Origin of the sequence: Streptomyces asiaticus (assembly GCF_018138715.1) — a bacterium.
GTDB classification, from domain to species: domain Bacteria; phylum Actinomycetota; class Actinomycetes; order Streptomycetales; family Streptomycetaceae; genus Streptomyces; species Streptomyces asiaticus.
On the sequence record NZ_JAGSHX010000006.1, the window covers coordinates 279,385 to 294,000 of the forward strand.

General features: G+C 71.5%; 14 protein-coding genes. 13 read left to right on the forward strand and 1 reads right to left on the reverse strand.

Annotated features, from left to right (window positions below; all coding sequences use genetic code 11):
* Nucleotides 1–57: 57 nt before the first annotated feature.
* Complete coding sequence (locus KHP12_RS08575) at nucleotides 58–975, reverse strand: flavin reductase (RefSeq protein ID WP_086883879.1); 918 nt, start codon at nucleotides 973–975, stop codon at nucleotides 58–60.
* A 220-nt stretch (nucleotides 976–1,195) separates the two neighbouring features.
* Here KHP12_RS08575 and KHP12_RS08580 point away from each other — a divergent pair, with 220 nt between their 5' ends.
* From KHP12_RS08580 to KHP12_RS08640, 13 genes are all read left to right on the forward strand, one after another.
* Nucleotides 1,196–2,335 carry an LLM class flavin-dependent oxidoreductase gene (locus KHP12_RS08580; protein ID WP_211832355.1) on the forward strand — a complete coding sequence of 380 codons (1,140 nt, stop codon included), beginning with the start codon at nucleotides 1,196–1,198 and terminating at the stop codon, nucleotides 2,333–2,335.
* Nucleotides 2,328–2,939, forward strand: a complete 612-nt coding sequence (locus KHP12_RS08585; RefSeq protein ID WP_037950550.1) for an amino acid synthesis family protein — start codon at nucleotides 2,328–2,330, stop codon at nucleotides 2,937–2,939. Before KHP12_RS08580 ends, KHP12_RS08585 begins: the two co-directional genes overlap by 8 nt.
* Nucleotides 2,936–3,487 (forward strand): amino acid synthesis family protein, encoded by a 552-nt coding sequence (locus tag KHP12_RS08590; RefSeq protein WP_086883878.1) that lies wholly within the window; start codon nucleotides 2,936–2,938, stop codon nucleotides 3,485–3,487. Before KHP12_RS08585 ends, KHP12_RS08590 begins: the two co-directional genes overlap by 4 nt.
* Nucleotides 3,488–3,503: 16 nt before the next feature.
* Nucleotides 3,504–4,445: an alpha/beta fold hydrolase gene (locus KHP12_RS08595; RefSeq protein ID WP_245009818.1), complete on the forward strand. Its 942-nt coding sequence runs from the start codon at nucleotides 3,504–3,506 to the stop codon at nucleotides 4,443–4,445.
* Nucleotides 4,442–5,929 (forward strand): aldehyde dehydrogenase, encoded by a 1,488-nt coding sequence (locus KHP12_RS08600; RefSeq protein WP_211832358.1) that lies wholly within the window; start codon nucleotides 4,442–4,444, stop codon nucleotides 5,927–5,929. The genes KHP12_RS08595 and KHP12_RS08600 overlap by 4 nt, the downstream gene beginning before the upstream one ends.
* A gap of 201 nt (nucleotides 5,930–6,130) precedes the next feature.
* Nucleotides 6,131–6,811 (forward strand): GntR family transcriptional regulator, encoded by a 681-nt coding sequence (locus tag KHP12_RS08605; protein ID WP_086883139.1) that lies wholly within the window; start codon nucleotides 6,131–6,133, stop codon nucleotides 6,809–6,811.
* Between the two features lie 214 nt (nucleotides 6,812–7,025).
* Nucleotides 7,026–9,311 carry a glycoside hydrolase family 3 N-terminal domain-containing protein gene (locus KHP12_RS08610; protein WP_211832360.1) on the forward strand — a complete coding sequence of 762 codons (2,286 nt, stop codon included), beginning with the start codon at nucleotides 7,026–7,028 and terminating at the stop codon, nucleotides 9,309–9,311.
* A gap of 193 nt (nucleotides 9,312–9,504) precedes the next feature.
* Nucleotides 9,505–10,425, forward strand: a complete 921-nt coding sequence (locus KHP12_RS08615; protein WP_211832363.1) for an AEC family transporter — start codon at nucleotides 9,505–9,507, stop codon at nucleotides 10,423–10,425.
* Nucleotides 10,426–10,687: 262 nt separating this feature from the next.
* A complete protein-coding gene (locus KHP12_RS08620; protein ID WP_086882897.1) occupies nucleotides 10,688–11,506 on the forward strand; it encodes a SigB/SigF/SigG family RNA polymerase sigma factor in 819 nt (272 codons plus the stop codon).
* 139 nt (nucleotides 11,507–11,645) lie between these two features.
* Nucleotides 11,646–12,485: an SDR family oxidoreductase gene (locus KHP12_RS08625; RefSeq protein ID WP_086882896.1), complete on the forward strand. Its 840-nt coding sequence runs from the start codon at nucleotides 11,646–11,648 to the stop codon at nucleotides 12,483–12,485.
* Nucleotides 12,486–12,531: 46 nt separating this feature from the next.
* Complete coding sequence (locus KHP12_RS08630) at nucleotides 12,532–13,173, forward strand: cysteine peptidase family C39 domain-containing protein (RefSeq protein ID WP_086882895.1); 642 nt, start codon at nucleotides 12,532–12,534, stop codon at nucleotides 13,171–13,173.
* 124 nt (nucleotides 13,174–13,297) lie between these two features.
* Entirely contained in the window at nucleotides 13,298–14,125 is an 828-nt protein-coding gene (locus KHP12_RS08635; RefSeq protein WP_086882894.1) for an LLM class F420-dependent oxidoreductase, read from the forward strand.
* Between the two features lie 52 nt (nucleotides 14,126–14,177).
* On the forward strand, nucleotides 14,178–14,609 hold the full coding sequence (locus tag KHP12_RS08640) for a TIGR03668 family PPOX class F420-dependent oxidoreductase (RefSeq protein WP_211832366.1): 432 nt from the start codon (nucleotides 14,178–14,180) through the stop codon (nucleotides 14,607–14,609).
* Nucleotides 14,610–14,616 lie beyond the last annotated feature (7 nt).

The window sequence follows — 14,616 nt, forward strand, 5'->3', positions numbered from 1 at the left end:
GTGGGCGTCAGGGGGTGGCGGGGGGCCGGTGGCACCGCGGATCGGGGTGGCGGTGTCTCACCACGGCAGCGGCGCGGTCCGGGAGATGTCGAAGAAGCCACCGCCGCTGTAGACCAGCGGGGCCAGCTCCTCATGGCGGGCGGACACCACCCGGCCGGTGAAGACGGTGTGGCTGCCGGCCTCCAGCCGCTCGCCGATCTCCACCTCGAGCTGGGCGCAGGACCGGTCGAGCAGCGGGACGCCGAACGCACCGGGGGTCCAGGACAGCCCGGCGAACTTGTCGTCCGCCTTGGAGGCGAAGGTCTTGGCCACGTCGAGCTGGCCGGCGGCGAGGATGTTGATTCCCAGATGGCTCGCCCGGTGCAGCGCGGGATGGGTCGTGGAGGAGCGCTGCACGCAGACCAGCACCATCGGTGGATCCAGTGAGATGCTGGCGAACGCGTTCACCGCGAGCCCTCGGGGCTTGCCCCCGTCGTCGCAGGTCACAACGGTGACACCGGTGATGAACTTGCGGTGCACACCACGGACCACATCGGCGTCGACGGCCGCCCGCTGAGTGGTGGTGATGATCCCGAGCGCCTCCAGCAGCTGGCGCGGGTCCCAGGTCACCCACTCCTCGCTGACCACACCGTGGTCGAAGCGGGTGAAGGTGGCGCCGGAGACCTCGACCGGCCTGCCGGTGGCCGGGACACCGAGGAAGTCGCCGGTGTGGCTGCCGGTGCTGCGCCAGCGGATCGCCAGCGATTCGCCGTCCTCGACGATCTCCTCGATCTCGGTGCGGAGATCGGGAAACGCCCGGCGGATGGCGCGGATGGACTCCTTGAACTGCTCTCGGTCCTGGGGGGCCGCGGCGGACCCACGGCGGCGTACATAGCCGGGGCCGAGCAGCTGGTCGAGCGCGTCGACCTCGCCCCGGTCCCAGACCGCCTGCCAGGTGGAGCGGATGCGGGCGGTGCGGTCAAGAGTGTGCGTCATGACGTCTTCCCTCAGTCAGCTCTTGTATGGCAGAGGACCGTAGAAAGGCCATCGACGGCTGTCAACACCTTGGGACAGATGCGCCGACAAAGTTCCGGGAGCTCACTAAAGGCACAGGTCAACGTTGTTTCCTTGATGTCGGCCCTTGACGGGTCCGACATGGACTCCTAGCCTCCCTGCCATGGCACAGCGTGAGCCGGAAGAACAGGACGGACGCTGCATGCGCTTTTCGATATTCCACAACCTCGGTGCCCCGGGCCGTCTCGGCGAGTACGCCGAAGTCATGGACGAGGCCCGGGAGTTCGCGGTCACCGCGGACCGGGCGGGCTTCTGGTCCACCTGGTACACCGAACACCACTTCGGGCACGAGGCGATCGAGATCACCCCGAACCCGGTGCTGATGGGGGCGGACATCGCCGCCCGTACCGAACGCATCCGGATCGGCCAGGCGGCCTCGATCGCCACCTTCTGGCATCCGCTGCGGCTCGCCGAGGACATCGCGATGCTCGACCAGCTCTCCGGGGGTCGGGTCGAGGTCGGTCTCGGCCGGGGGCTGTACGGCCGCGAGGCGCTCAACCTCAACGCCCTGGCCGATCCGCGCGACCAGGAGCAGAACCGCGCCCTGTACGACGAGACCGTGGAGGTCCTGCGCAAGGCGTGGAGCGGCGAGTTCTTCTCGCACCGGGGCCGGTTCTACGAGTTCCCCGCCCCCGGGGTGAAGTGGAACCACCCGCTCTCCCCCGCCACCCCGGACTACACCGACGCCGGTGTCATCACCAAGATGCAGGTCACGCCGTTTCCGGTGCAGCGGCCGCACCCTCCGCTGTGGCAGGTCATCGACAGCCCCCGCTCGATCAAGTCCGCCGCGGCCGACGGGGTCCAGGGGCTCTTCTGGCTGCCGCCGGTCTCGGCGCTCAAGGAGCGGTTCGAGCTCTACCGGGACACCGCGAGCCAGGCGTCCGGGCGCGAGTACGCGCTGGGCGAGGGCATCGGCCTGGTGCGCGATGTGTATGTCGCCAACACCATGGAGCAGGCCCGCGCCGAGTTCGAAGAGGCGCTGATGACCACCTACCGGTGGATCATGCACTGGCGGGGGCTGTCCAACCTCATGGAGGCCGGCGAGGAGCTCACCGACGCCCACCAGCTGTCCTTCGACTTCCTCCAGGGGCGCAATCTGCTGGTCGGCACCCCCGAGTATGTCTCGGAGAAGATCGCCGAGCTGCGCGACGAGGTGGGGTGCGAGCATCTGCTGCTGTGGACCACCCACCCCGGTCTGCCGCACCGCAACGCGATGCGCAGCCTGGAGCTGTTCGCCGAGAAGGTCATGCCGCAGTTCACCACCGGTGGCGGTCATGGCTGAGGCACGGCTGCGCAAGGTCGTCACCGTCGCCGACGAGCTGCTGCTGGAGCTCGGCCGCCCGGTCGCGGCGCCGGTGCGCCGGGTGGCGGCGGCCGCGGTGATCAGCAACCCCTGGGCCGGCGGCGGCTTCGTCGCCGACCTGGGGCCCGAGGTCGAGCGGATCGCACCGGGGCTGGCCCGGCTGCTCACCGACCGGATCAGCGAGGCGCTGGGCGGGGTCGACCGGATCGAGTCCTTCGGCAAGGCCGCCATCGTGGGCCTGGACGGGGAGATCGAGCACGGCGGCGCGCTGATCCACACCCCGTTCTTCGGCAATGTCTTCCGCGAGCTGACCGAGGGCACCTCGATCATCGTCTTCAGCGACGACCGGCTTCCGGCCGGTGAGCCGCTGACCGTGCCGCTGTGGCACAAGACCGCGGCCGCGACCCGCTCGCACTACCAGACCTGCCAGATCCGTATCCCCGACGCGCCCCGCCCGGACGAGATCGTCGTCATCGCGGCCGGGGCGTCCGGCCCCCGCCCGAACGCCCGGATCGGGGACCGCGCCACCGACCCGCTCATCCGCCTGGCCGATCTGGACGACGACCTGGAGACCGTGACATGAACATCCGCAAGATCATCACCTTCACCGAGGACATCCACAGCGAGGGCGGCCGCCCGGTGGACCCGCCGGCCCGTACGGCCGTGGTACTCGCCGTCATCGAGAACCCCTGGGCCGGTCAGGGCTTCGTGGCGGATCTGCTGCCGGGGATCGACGAGGTGGCGCCGAAGCTGGGCGAGCTGCTGGCGCCACGCGTGGTCGAGGCTCTGGGCGCGCCGGTGGAGGCGTACGGGAAGGCCGCGATCGTGGGGCTCGACGGGGAGGTCGAGCACGGCTCCGCGCTGATCCACACCCTCAAGTTCGGCGACCACTTCCGCCGCGCGGCGAACGCCACCACGCTGCTCCCGGCCGTCGAGAAGCGGGCCGCCGCGGGCACGGTCTTCGACATTCCGCTCAAGCACATCACCGACGCCACCGTCCGCTCGCACCACCAGAGCATCGAGGTCCGGGTGGCGGACGGGCCGCGCGCCGACGAGATCGTCGTCGGGCTGGCGGCGGCCGCCCAGGGCCGCCCCCAGGCCCGGCTGGCGCCGCTGTCGACGGAGCGGTGAGCGGGCGGTGAGTGACATGGGCAGGTCCGAGGCGGGTGCCCGGGTACGCGTCCCGGCCTCCCCGGCCGGTGCCCCGGTGGCGCTGAGCCACGAAACGCACGGCGACGGCCCGGAGATGGTGCTGCTGCACGGCGTCGGCCTCGACCGCCGTATGTGGGACCGGTGCCTGCCGGCCCTCGCGGCCCGGCACCGGGTGACGCTGGTCGATCTGCGCGGCCACGGCGCCTCCCCGGCCGCGGCGGCCGGGGTGTCGCTCGCCGAGCTGGCCGCCGATGTCGGGGCGCTGCTGACCGGCCCCACGCATGTGGTCGGCTTCTCGCTCGGCGCCCTGGTCGCCCAGCGGCTGGGTCTTGACCGGCCGGAGCTCACCGCCTCGCTCACCCTGGTCAGCTCGGTCGCGGGCCGGTCGGAGGAGGAGCGGGCGGCGGTGGCCCGCCGCCAGGAGCTGGCCGCCCAGGACTTCGGGGCGTCCGCGTGGGCGGCGGTCGACCGCTGGTTCTCGCCCGCCTGGCGGGCCCAGGACCCCGGGCTGGCGCGGCAGGTGCTCGATACCCTGCTGGCCAACGACCGGGCCTCCTACCTGGCGTGTTATCGGGTGTTCGCGACCGCCGACACCGGGCTGTGGCGGTGGCTGCCCCGGATCACCGCGCCCACCGTGGCGGTGACCGGCGAGCGGGACCCCGGCTCGACCCCGGCCATGTCGCACCGGCTGGCCGAGCGGATTCCCGGCGCCCGGGCGGTGATCGTGCCCGGCGCCCGCCATCTGCTGCCGCTGGAATGCCCCCGGGAACTCACCGACGTGATCCTCACCCGGACCGGAGCCCACGCCGGGACCGACACCGGAACCGACGGCGGAAACCAGACCGGAAACCGCACCCGAAGCCATGGAAGCCATACCGGAACCCACCCCGGCGCCCCCACCGGAGCCCCCACCGGACAGGAGTCCCACCGCTCATGAACCCCCTGCCGCGCCATGACCACTACATCGCGGGCGAGTGGACCGCCCCCGCCGAAGGCGGCTACTTCGCGAGCGTCAACCCGGCCACCGCCGAGCCCTGGTACGAGGCGGCGCGCGGCACCGCCGCCGATGTGGACCGTGCGGTGGACGCCGCCCGCACCGCCTTCGAGGATCCGCGCTGGCGCGATCTGAGCCAGACCCGGCGCGGTCGGCTGCTGCGGAACCTGGGCGATCTGATCGGTGAGCACGCGGAGCGGCTGGCCCGCACCGAGAGCCTGGACAACGGCAAGCTGCTGCGCGAGATGCGGGCCCAACTCGCCGGGCTGCCCGAGTACTTCCACTACTACGCGGGGCTCGCCGACAAGATCCAGGGCGAGGTGATCCCCGGGGCGAGCCGCGAGCTGCTCAACTACACCCTGCGCGAACCGGTGGGCGTGGTCGGCGCCATCACCCCCTGGAACTCCCCGCTGCTGCTCACCACCACCAAGCTCGCCCCGGCCCTGGCCGCGGGGAACACGGTGGTGGTCAAGCCCTCGGAGCACACCTCGGCCTCGCTGCTGGCGCTCGCACCGCTCTTCGAGGAGGCGGGGTTCCCGCCGGGGGTGGTCAATGTGGTCACCGGGTACGGCCCGGAGGCGGGCGGGCCGCTGACCGAGCACGACGGCGTGTCCAAGGTGACCTTCACCGGCTCCAGCGGGACCGGCCGCCGCATCGCCCGCACCTGCGCCGACCGGCTGATCGGCTGCACCCTGGAGCTGGGCGGGAAGTCGCCCAACATCATCTTCCCGGACGCCGACCTGGGCTCGGCCGCCATGGGCGTGATCGCGGGCGTCTTCGCGGCCGCGGGCCAGACCTGTGTGGCGGGCAGCCGGGTCCTGGTGCACCGGGAGGTGTACGACGAGATCCTGGAGCGGGTGACGGCCCGGGCGGCCACGATCCGCATCGGCGATCCGCTGGCGGAGACCACCGAGCTCGGCCCGCTCGCCATCGCCGAGCAGCTGGAGAAGGTCGAGTCGTACGTCGAACTGGGGCAGGCCGAGGGCGGAAAGGTGGTCTGCGGCGGCAGGCGGCCGGAGACCGGTCTCAACGGGTACTTCTACTCCCCCACCGTCTTCACCGGCACCGACAACGGGATGCGGATCTGCCAGGAGGAGATCTTCGGGCCGGTCGCGACCGTCATCCCGTTCGGCTCCGAGGAGGAGGCCCTGGCGATCGCCAACGACTCCGCGTACGGCCTGGCGGCGGGCGTGTGGACCCGGGATGTGAACCGGGTGCACCGGATGGCCGCCCGGCTGGAGGCCGGGACGGTGTGGGCCAACACCTATCGCTCGATGTCGCCGATGTCGCCCCGGGCCGGGTTCAAGACCAGCGGGATGGGGACCGAGCACGGCACGGAGGTGATCCGGGAGTACACCCGGCTGAAGAGCGTCTGGATCAACACCAGCGAGGAGCCCGCCGGGGATCCCTTCATCCTGAGGTCCTGAGCTCCCTGGGCTCCCGGACTCCTGAGGTTCTGAGGTCCCTGGGCTCCCGGACTCCTGAGGTTCCGAGGTCCCTGGGCTCCCGGACTCCTGAGGTTCCGAGGTCCCCGGCCTCCTGGACCGAGGAAGGGTTGTTGTATGGCACAACACACCTACGTCCCCACAGTTGACGGGAAGCAATGGCCACACCTAGGGTCATGTGCCATGCAACGACCCACAGGGAAGCGGCTTCAGCAGACCAGCATGCAGGCGAGGGTCGCCGAAGAGCTGCGGCAGATGATCATCAGCGGTGAGCTGCCGCCCCGCTCCAGCCTCTCCGAGATGGCGCTGTCCGAGACCTTCGGCGTCAGCCGGACGCCCATCCGCGAGGCCCTCAAACAGCTCCAGATCGAGGGCTTGGTCGAGGTGCGGCCACGGGTCGGCACGTTCGTCGCCGTACCGTCCCGGCGCGAGCTCACCGAGCTGTTCCAGATGAAGGAGCTGCTGGAGGGCGCCGCCGCCCGGCTGCTCGCCTTCCGCGGGAACGTACCGGAAGTGGAGCGGCTCGAGGCCAATATGAAGGCGGCCGACGCGTCCGTCCGGGACGGCGACGCCGAGCAGTACGCGGCGCTGGTCCACGAGTTCCACGATCTGATCGTGGTGGGCGCGGACAACAGCAAGCTGGAGGCGCACTACCGCACCCTGATGAACCAGCTGGCCTATGCCCGGCTGGTGCGCACCTCGCTGTCCCGGCCCGGCCGGCTGGACGAGTCCGACGATGAGCACCACCGTGTCCTCAATCTGATCCAGGCCAAGGACGGCGACGGCGCGGAGCGGGTGATGCGGGAGCATGTGCGGATGAGCCACCAGGCCCTGATGGCGGGCATGGACGAGCGCCGGGCCTGACGTACCGCTCGACGAGGTGGGTGCCGGAGCGCAGCCGTCCGGACACGATGAGCACACGGGCCCCCGGGCCTACCGGGGGCCCGGACGGCGATCCTGTCGTACGTTGGCAGAAGACCCAGGTGGCGGCCCACATCCCGCGCGGGGTCGTGACCGGCATGGTCTTGAGGAAACCGGGCTCGGGGAGAACCGATCGCCGAAGGCCAGGACGAAGACCATGAACGATGTGCGCAGACGTACGGTGCTCGCCGCGGCCGGGGGTACGGCCGTCGCGGGCAAGGCCGCGGCCGCCCGTGCCCAGGCCCCGCCCGCCCCCTCCGCCGACGGGTCCCGGCCGGGGCGGGAGCCCGGCCCGTACGAGACCCGGATCCAGGCGCTGATGGCGCGGATGTCCGTCGACGAGAAGCTCGGCCAGCTCCAGCAGTTCGCCTGGACCGGCGCCACCGGGCCAGGTGGCGGGCAGACCGCCGCCGCGGAGAAGGCGGCCCGCAGGGGCATGCTCGGCTCCGTGCTCAACATCTACGGGGCCCGTACCACCAACACACTCCAGCGGATGGCCGTCGAGGAGTCCCGGCTGGGCATTCCGCTGGTCTTCGGGCTCGATGTCATTCATGGCATGTGGACCACCTTCCCCATCCCCCTCGCCCAGGCCGCCGCCTTCGATCCCGCGGTGGCCGAGTGGGACGCGGAGGTGTCGGCGCGGGAGGCCCGCTCCAACGGGGTGCACTGGGCGTTCTCGCCGATGATGGACGTCAGCCATGAACCGCGCTGGGGGCGGATCGCCGAGGGCGACGGCGAGGACCCGTATCTGGCGGCGCGGCTCGCGGCCGCCAAGATCCGCGCCTACCAGGGCGACGACCTGCGCTCCCGGCGCCACCTCGCGGCCTGCGCCAAGCACATGATCGCCTACGGGGGCGTGGAGGGCGGTCGCGACTACAACACGGTGGATGTCTCCGAGGCCCGGCTGCGCAACTTCTACCTCCCCCCGTTCCGGGCGGCCCTGGACGCCGGGGTGGCCACCGTCATGGCGAGCTTCAACACCGTCAGCGGGGTCCCTGCCCACGGCTACCGGCATGCGCTGACCGAGATCCTCAAGGAGGAGTGGGACTTCGGCGGCTTCGTGGTCAGCGACTACAACGGCGTTCAGGAGATGATCGTCCACGGCTATGCCGCCGACCGCTCCGACGCCGCCCGGCTCGCCTTCAACGCCGGGATCGACATGGAGATGGCCAGCACCACCATCAACGAGTACGGCAAGCGGCTGCTGCGCAGGGGTGAGATCACCGCCGAGCGGCTGGACGACGCGGTGGCCCGCATCCTGCGGCTGAAGTTCCGGCTCGGGCTGTTCGAGCACCCCTACGTGGACGAGGACACGGCGATCACCGGGCCCACGAAGGCGTCCCGGGCGGCGGCCCGGGCGGCGGCCGGGCGCACCATGGTGCTGCTCAAGAACGAGAGGTCCACGCTCCCGCTGGACAGGTCGGGCGCCATCGCCGTCGTCGGGCCCTTCGCCGACTCCACGGATCTGCGCGGCTCCTGGGCCGGGCCCTGGGCCGAGAGGTTCCGCCCGGTCACCGTGCTGGACGCGGTCAGGGACGCGGCGCCGAAGGCCCGGATCAGCCATGTCGAGGGCGTGGACGCGTCCGGCCGGAACACCCGGGGCATCGCACGGGCGGCCTCGGCGGCGAGGGCGGCCGATGTGACCGTGGTGGTGGTCGGGGAGGCGGCGACGCTCAGCGGGGAGGCGTCCGTACGCAGCGACCTCGGCCTGCCCGGCCATCAGGAGCGGCTGATCTCCGCGATCGCGGACACCCGCGCGCCGTTCGTGGTGGTCCTGCTCAGCGGACGTCCACTGACGATGGAGGGCTGGCTGGACCGCACACCCGCCGTGCTCCAGGCGTGGCATCCGGGGCTCGAGGGCGGCAACGCCATCGCGGATGTGCTCTTCGGCACCGTGAACCCCGGTGGCAAGCTGCCCGTGACCTTCCCGCGCACGGTCGGGCAGATCCCCGTCTACTACAACCACGAGAACACCGGACGCCCTTACGACCGGGCCAACCACTACACCTCCAAGTACCTCGACCTGGCCCACGGACCGCAGTTCCCGTTCGGCCACGGCCTCAGCTACACCACCTTCGACATCGGCGAACCCCGGCTCAGCGTCAGCCGTATCCGGGCCGAGGCGCTGCGCAAGGGCGATACCGTCGAGGTCGCGGTGGCGGTGCGCAACACCGGGCGCCGCACGGGCGATGAGGTGGTGCAGCTGTACATCCGCGATCCGGTGGCGAGTATCGTGCAACCGGTGCGCAGGCTCAGTGGCTTCCGCCGGGTCAGCCTCGGCCCCGGCAAGGCCACCACGGTCCGGTTCCGGCTGAGCGCCGAGGAGCTGGGCTTCTGGACCCAGGACCCACATGGCCGGTTCCTGCTCCAGAAGGGCGAGATCCGGGTCTTCGCGGGCAACAGCCCCCTGGCCGGGCGGGGCCGCACCCTCACCATCACCTGAGCCCGGATACCCCCGCTCGTCGGCGACATCACAGCGCGGCGGCCGCATTACTTGTAGGGTGCATGCTGACCCTACGCACCCGGAAGACGCCCTTGATGACCGCCGCGCCCTGGCCCTCGACCACCACGACGAGCGGACGAGACCCCGCGGCACCCCGCGCGGGCGGCTCCGGCCACGGTGGGGCGGAGGCGCAGTGGGCGGTGTGATCACCGGCTTCGGTGTCATCGCGACCATCATCGTCACCGGCTATGTCATCGGGCGCCGCCGCTCCTTGGGCGTGCACGGCCGCGAGGTGCTCACCAAGCTCTCCTTCGACGTGGCCTCCCCCGCGCTGCTGTTCACCACGCTCTCCAAGGCCGACCTCTCCGTCGTCGTCTCCACACCGCTGCTGGTGACGGCCCTGTCCACCTTCGTGGTCGCGGGCACGTTCGTGGCCGTCGGCGCCGTACGGCGGTGGAGCGTCGGCCGGACGACGATCGGCGCGCTGTGCGCGAGCTATGTGAACGCGGGCAACCTCGGCATCCCCATCGCGATGTACGTCCTGGGGGACGCGACCCTGATCGCCCCGGTGCTGCTCTTCCAGCAGCTCGTCATGACCCCGATCGCCCTGACGGTCATCGACCTCTCCCGCCCCGATACGCGCCCCTCGCTGATCCGCAGGCTGACCAGCCCGTTCCGGAACCCCATCGTGATCGGCTCGCTGTCCGGTGTCCTGGTGTCCGCCATGGGCTGGCGGCTCCCCGGCCCCGTCGTGGAACCGCTCTCGCTGCTGGGCGGGATGGCCGTGCCCGCCGTGCTGCTGGCCTTCGGGATCTCGCTGCCGGGCAGTCAGCTCCCCGGGCGCGGCGAGGAGCGCGGGCCGGTGCTGCTGTCGGTGGCGCTGAAGTCCTTCGCCCAGCCGGTGGTGGCGTGGGCCATCGCGGCGGGTGTGTTCCGACTGAGCGGCCCGGCGCTGTTCGCCGCCGTCGTCACCTCCGCGCTACCGGCGGCTCAGAACCTGTTCACCTACGCCTCCCGGTATCAGACCGCCACCGTCCTGGCCCGTGAGTCGATCCTGCTGTCCACGCTGCTCGCGCCGCCGGTGCTGATGACGGTGGCCGCGCTGCTGGGCTGAGCCCGGCCCCCACGGCGGACACCCGGACCGGGTGTCCGCACCGGTGTGCCACGTCGTCAACCGGTCCGGAAGAACTTTGTTTGCCCCTGGAGGCCCAGGGCAGGCGGATATTCGTGCTTCGGACCGTAGGCACGCACCGCGGGAGCAGTCTGCGACGCTCCAGACCGCGGCGGCGCGCCGGTCCCCGCACGCCCCCGTGAACCTCCCGCGATGCACTCCCGGTCCCAGGTGACCCGTCAGCTCATCGCAGGAGGTGTGTTTCATGACGACCGCGACGCAGGACATGACACGGCCCCAGACCGGCCCCACGAAGCACCCGCATGACGACGCGCCGGACACCAGCGCCGAGTTCGCGGAAATGGCCCGGCTCCCCGACGGGCCGGAGAAGGAGGCGCTGCGCCGTCGGGTCGTCGAGGCGTGGATGCCGATGGCCGAACGGCTGGCCCGGCAGTACCGCAACCGCGGCGAATCCCTGGAGGACCTCCAGCAGGTGGCCGCGCTCGGCCTGGTGAAGGCCGTCAAGCGGTACGACCCGGAACACGGCACCGCCTTCGCCGGGTTCGCGGTGCCCACCATCGTCGGTGAGATCAAGCGCCACTTCCGGGACCACCTGTGGGTGCTGCATGTCCCCCGCCGGGTCCAGGACCTGCGCAACCGGGTGCGGGCCGCCCACCGCGAGCTGTCCCACGGGGTGGACGACCGGCCGCCGCGGGCCCAGGAGATCGCCGAGCGCACCGGGCTGACCGAGAAGGAGGTGCGGGCCGGTATGGAGGCCATGGGCAGCTTCACCCCGCTCTCCCTGGACGCCCAGCTGACCGGCGCCGACGACGGCTACTCGCTGGCCGACACGCTCGGCGCCCAGGAGCCCGCGTACGATCGGGTGGTGGACCGCGAGGCGGTGCGCCCCGGTCTCAGCCGGCTCCCGGAGCGGGAGCGGCAGATCCTTTACCTGCGTTTCTTCTGCGATATGACACAGAGCCGGATCGCCGAGCACCTGGGTATCTCCCAGATGCACGTCTCACGGCTCATCAACCGCACCTGCTCCACCCTGCGCGCGCAGGCGCTGGCCGAGGCCAACTGAGCCGGTCGCCGCGTTGCGCCGCTGGAACGATGTGCATCGCCTTAGCGGGTGACCGTTGCGCCGTGGGGGGCTACGGGTCCCCCGGCGGGCTGCGAGGGTCGGGGCGGTGGGTGACGGACCGACGAAGGAGACCGAGCCAGTGAACAGCAATCCCGATCGTCCTCCCCCGGTGCATGCCCCGGAACTCCTCAAGGGGCAGAAGGCGCTGGTGACCGGGGCGAACTCGGGGATCGGAAAGGCCACCGCGATCGCCCTGGGGCGCTCCGGCGCCGATGTGGTGGTCAACTACGCCAGTGACCGGCCGGCCGCCGAGGCCGTCGTCGCCGAGATCCAGAGCCACGGTGTGCGGGCCTATGCCCATCAGACGGATGTCTCCCAGGAGGACCAGGTCATCGACATGGTGTCCACCATGGTCGACCGCCTGGGCACCATCGACATCCTCGTCGCCAACGCGGGGCTCCAGCGGGACGCGCCCACGGTCGAGATGACGCTCGAGGCGTGGCAGAAGGTCATCTCCGTCAATCTCACCGGCCAGTTCCTGTGCGCCCGGGAGGCCATCAAGGAGTTCCTGCGGCGCGGCGTGGTCCCGGAGGTGTCCCGGTCGGCCGGGAAGGTCATCTGCATGAGCTCGGTGCACCAGACGATCCCCTGGGCCGGCCATGTGAACTACGCGTCGTCCAAGGGCGGCGTGGCAATGCTGGCCCAGACCCTGGCCCAGGAGTTCGCACCCCACAGGATCCGGGTGAACGCGATCGCGCCGGGCGCCATCAAGACCCCGATCAACCGCAGCGCCTGGCAGACCCCCGAGGCGCGCGCCTCCCTCCTGGAACTCATCCCGTACGGCCGTATCGGCGACCCCCTGGACATCGCGAACGCCGCCGTCGTCCTGGCCTCCGACCTGTGCGACTACATGGTGGGGACCACCCTTTACGTCGACGGTGGCATGACCCTCTTCCCGGGTTTCGCCACGGGTGGCTGAGCGGAGGCCGGGGCGCGGCGGGCGGAGTTCGGGAAGACTGGCGCGCATGCCCGAGACTCCGGTTTCCCTCATCCACCCCGTGCCCTACTACGCCCAGTGGGAGTCGCCCGACCTGGTGCCCGACATCATCGCGGGCACCAGGTCGGCGGCCGACGATCCGCGGTGGCAGAAGTCCGGGGCCGCGAGCCCGGAGGAGTACGCGTTCTGGTCGTGGCGGCTGTGCGGGATGGCGTGTCTGCGCATGGCGCTGGACCACTGGCGCGGCAGCGCGCCACCCGCGGTCACGCTCGCCGAGGAGTGTGTCGAGGCGGGGGCGTATGTGCGCCACCCGGACCGGGTGGAGGGGCTCATCTACGCCCCGTTCGCCGCCTACGCGCGGCGGCGCTGGGAGCTGTTCGCCGAGTCCCGGCCACGGCTTTCGGCCGAGGAGCTGCCGGGACATCTCGCGGCCGGACGGCTGGCGATGCTCTCCGTCCACCCCTCCCTGCGCACCCTGGACCCGCGGCCACCGCACCGGGGCGGCCATCTGGTGCTGGCCGTCGGCGCCACCGCGGACCATCTCCTCGTGCACAATCCGTCGGGTTTCCCGGACGGCTCCCAGCGCTTCGCCGAGGTCCCCTGGGGCGACCTCGGGCGGTTCTACGCGGGGCGCGGTGTCCTGCTCGGGCCGGGCGAGCCCCGGTCGTAGGGCTCGCGCCGCGCGGTCCGCCCGCCACCCGGCCGTATCACTCGTGCGCACCGTTGTGGTTTCCGCGCGGCCGGGTACCCATGTGGTTCCCGCAGTCATCCACGCACCGCCCCAGGGAGCCGCAGTGAAGTTCGGCGTATCCACGTTCGTCACCGACCAGGGCATCCGGCCCGCCCCCTTGGGGCGGGCCCTGGAGGAGCGCGGTTTCGACGCGCTCTTCGTCGCCGAGCACAGCCATATCCCGGTGGAGCGCCGTACCCCCTATCCGGGTGGCGGGGACCTGCCGGAGGTCTACTACCGCACCCTCGACCCATTCGTGACACTGGCCGCGGTCGCCACGGTCACCCGGCGTCTGCTGGTGGGCACCGGTGTCGCCCTGGTGGTGCAGCGGGACCCGATCATCACCGCGAAGGAAGTGTCCTCCCTCGACCTGATCTCGGACGGGCGGGCCGTCTTCGGGGTCGGCGCGGGCTGGAACCGCGAGGAGATGGAGAACCACGGCACCGATCCGTCCACCCGGGGCCGGCTGCTGGACGAGCGGCTGCGGGCCATCCGTGAGCTCTGGACGAAGGAGAAGGCCGAATTCCACGGGGAGTTCGTGAACTTCGACCCCGTCTTCCAGTGGCCCAAGCCGGTCCAGCAGCCGCATCCGCCCATCTATGTGGGCGGTGGCGGCGACGCCGCGTTCCGGCGGATCGCCGCCATCGGTGACGCCTGGCTGGCCAACAGCGGATCCCCCGAGGAGCTGCGCCCGCAGATCGAGCGGATGCGCGAGGTGGCGGGCCGCGAGGTGCCGGTGACGTTGTACGCGATGCCCGAGGACGCCGAGGTGGCCGAGGGGTATCAGCGCATCGGGGTGGAGCGGGTGCTGTTCTATCTGCCGACGATGCCGGAGGCGAAGACGCTCGCACGGCTGGACTCGATGGCCGGGATCGCCGCCCGGTTCCGGTGAGCCACCCGGTTCCGGTGAGCCGCCGGGTTCCGGTGAGCCGCCGGGGGTCGCGATGCCACAGCTGACGAGCGAGCGGGCGCGGGAGCGCTTCGTACGGGCCAGGCTGGCCCGGCTGGCCACCATCGGGGCCGGGGACCGCCCGCATCTGGTGCCGGTGGTCTTCGCGCTGACCGGCGACACGGTGGTGACGGCCGTCGACCACAAGCCGAAGCGGACGACACGGCTGAAGCGCCTGGACAACATCCGCGCCCACCCCGCCGTATGCCTCCTGGTGGACGACTACGACGAGAACTGGGACCACCTGTGGTGGGCGCGGGCCGACGGCACGGCCCGCGTCCTGCCACCGGCGGACGAGTCGGCGGTGTCCGCGGACTACGTCCGGCTGCTCATGGACACCTACCCGGTCCAGTACCGGGACCGGCCGCCGCGCGGGCCGGTCGTGGAGATCACCGTCGGACGGTGGAGCGGCTGGCGGGCCGGATGAGCCCACC

What these genes read in the sequence shown, in the direction of transcription:
- KHP12_RS08595 (WP_245009818.1), top strand. Translation starts at nt 3,504, where the DNA reads ATGGGCAGGTCCGAGGCGGGTGCCCGGGTACGCGTCCCGGCCTCCCCG.
- KHP12_RS08600 (WP_211832358.1), top strand. Translation starts at nt 4,442, where the DNA reads ATGAACCCCCTGCCGCGCCATGACCACTACATCGCGGGCGAGTGGACC.
- KHP12_RS08580 (WP_211832355.1), top strand. Translation starts at nt 1,196, where the DNA reads ATGCGCTTTTCGATATTCCACAACCTCGGTGCCCCGGGCCGTCTCGGC.
- KHP12_RS08605 (WP_086883139.1), top strand. Translation starts at nt 6,131, where the DNA reads ATGCAACGACCCACAGGGAAGCGGCTTCAGCAGACCAGCATGCAGGCG.
- KHP12_RS08610 (WP_211832360.1), top strand. Translation starts at nt 7,026, where the DNA reads ATGAACGATGTGCGCAGACGTACGGTGCTCGCCGCGGCCGGGGGTACG.
- KHP12_RS08590 (WP_086883878.1), top strand. Translation starts at nt 2,936, where the DNA reads ATGAACATCCGCAAGATCATCACCTTCACCGAGGACATCCACAGCGAG.
- KHP12_RS08585 (WP_037950550.1), top strand. Translation starts at nt 2,328, where the DNA reads ATGGCTGAGGCACGGCTGCGCAAGGTCGTCACCGTCGCCGACGAGCTG.
- KHP12_RS08575 (WP_086883879.1), bottom strand. Translation starts at nt 975, where the DNA reads ATGACGCACACTCTTGACCGCACCGCCCGCATCCGCTCCACCTGGCAG.
- KHP12_RS08640 (WP_211832366.1), top strand. Translation starts at nt 14,178, where the DNA reads ATGCCACAGCTGACGAGCGAGCGGGCGCGGGAGCGCTTCGTACGGGCC.
- KHP12_RS08630 (WP_086882895.1), top strand. Translation starts at nt 12,532, where the DNA reads ATGCCCGAGACTCCGGTTTCCCTCATCCACCCCGTGCCCTACTACGCC.
- KHP12_RS08620 (WP_086882897.1), top strand. Translation starts at nt 10,688, where the DNA reads ATGACGACCGCGACGCAGGACATGACACGGCCCCAGACCGGCCCCACG.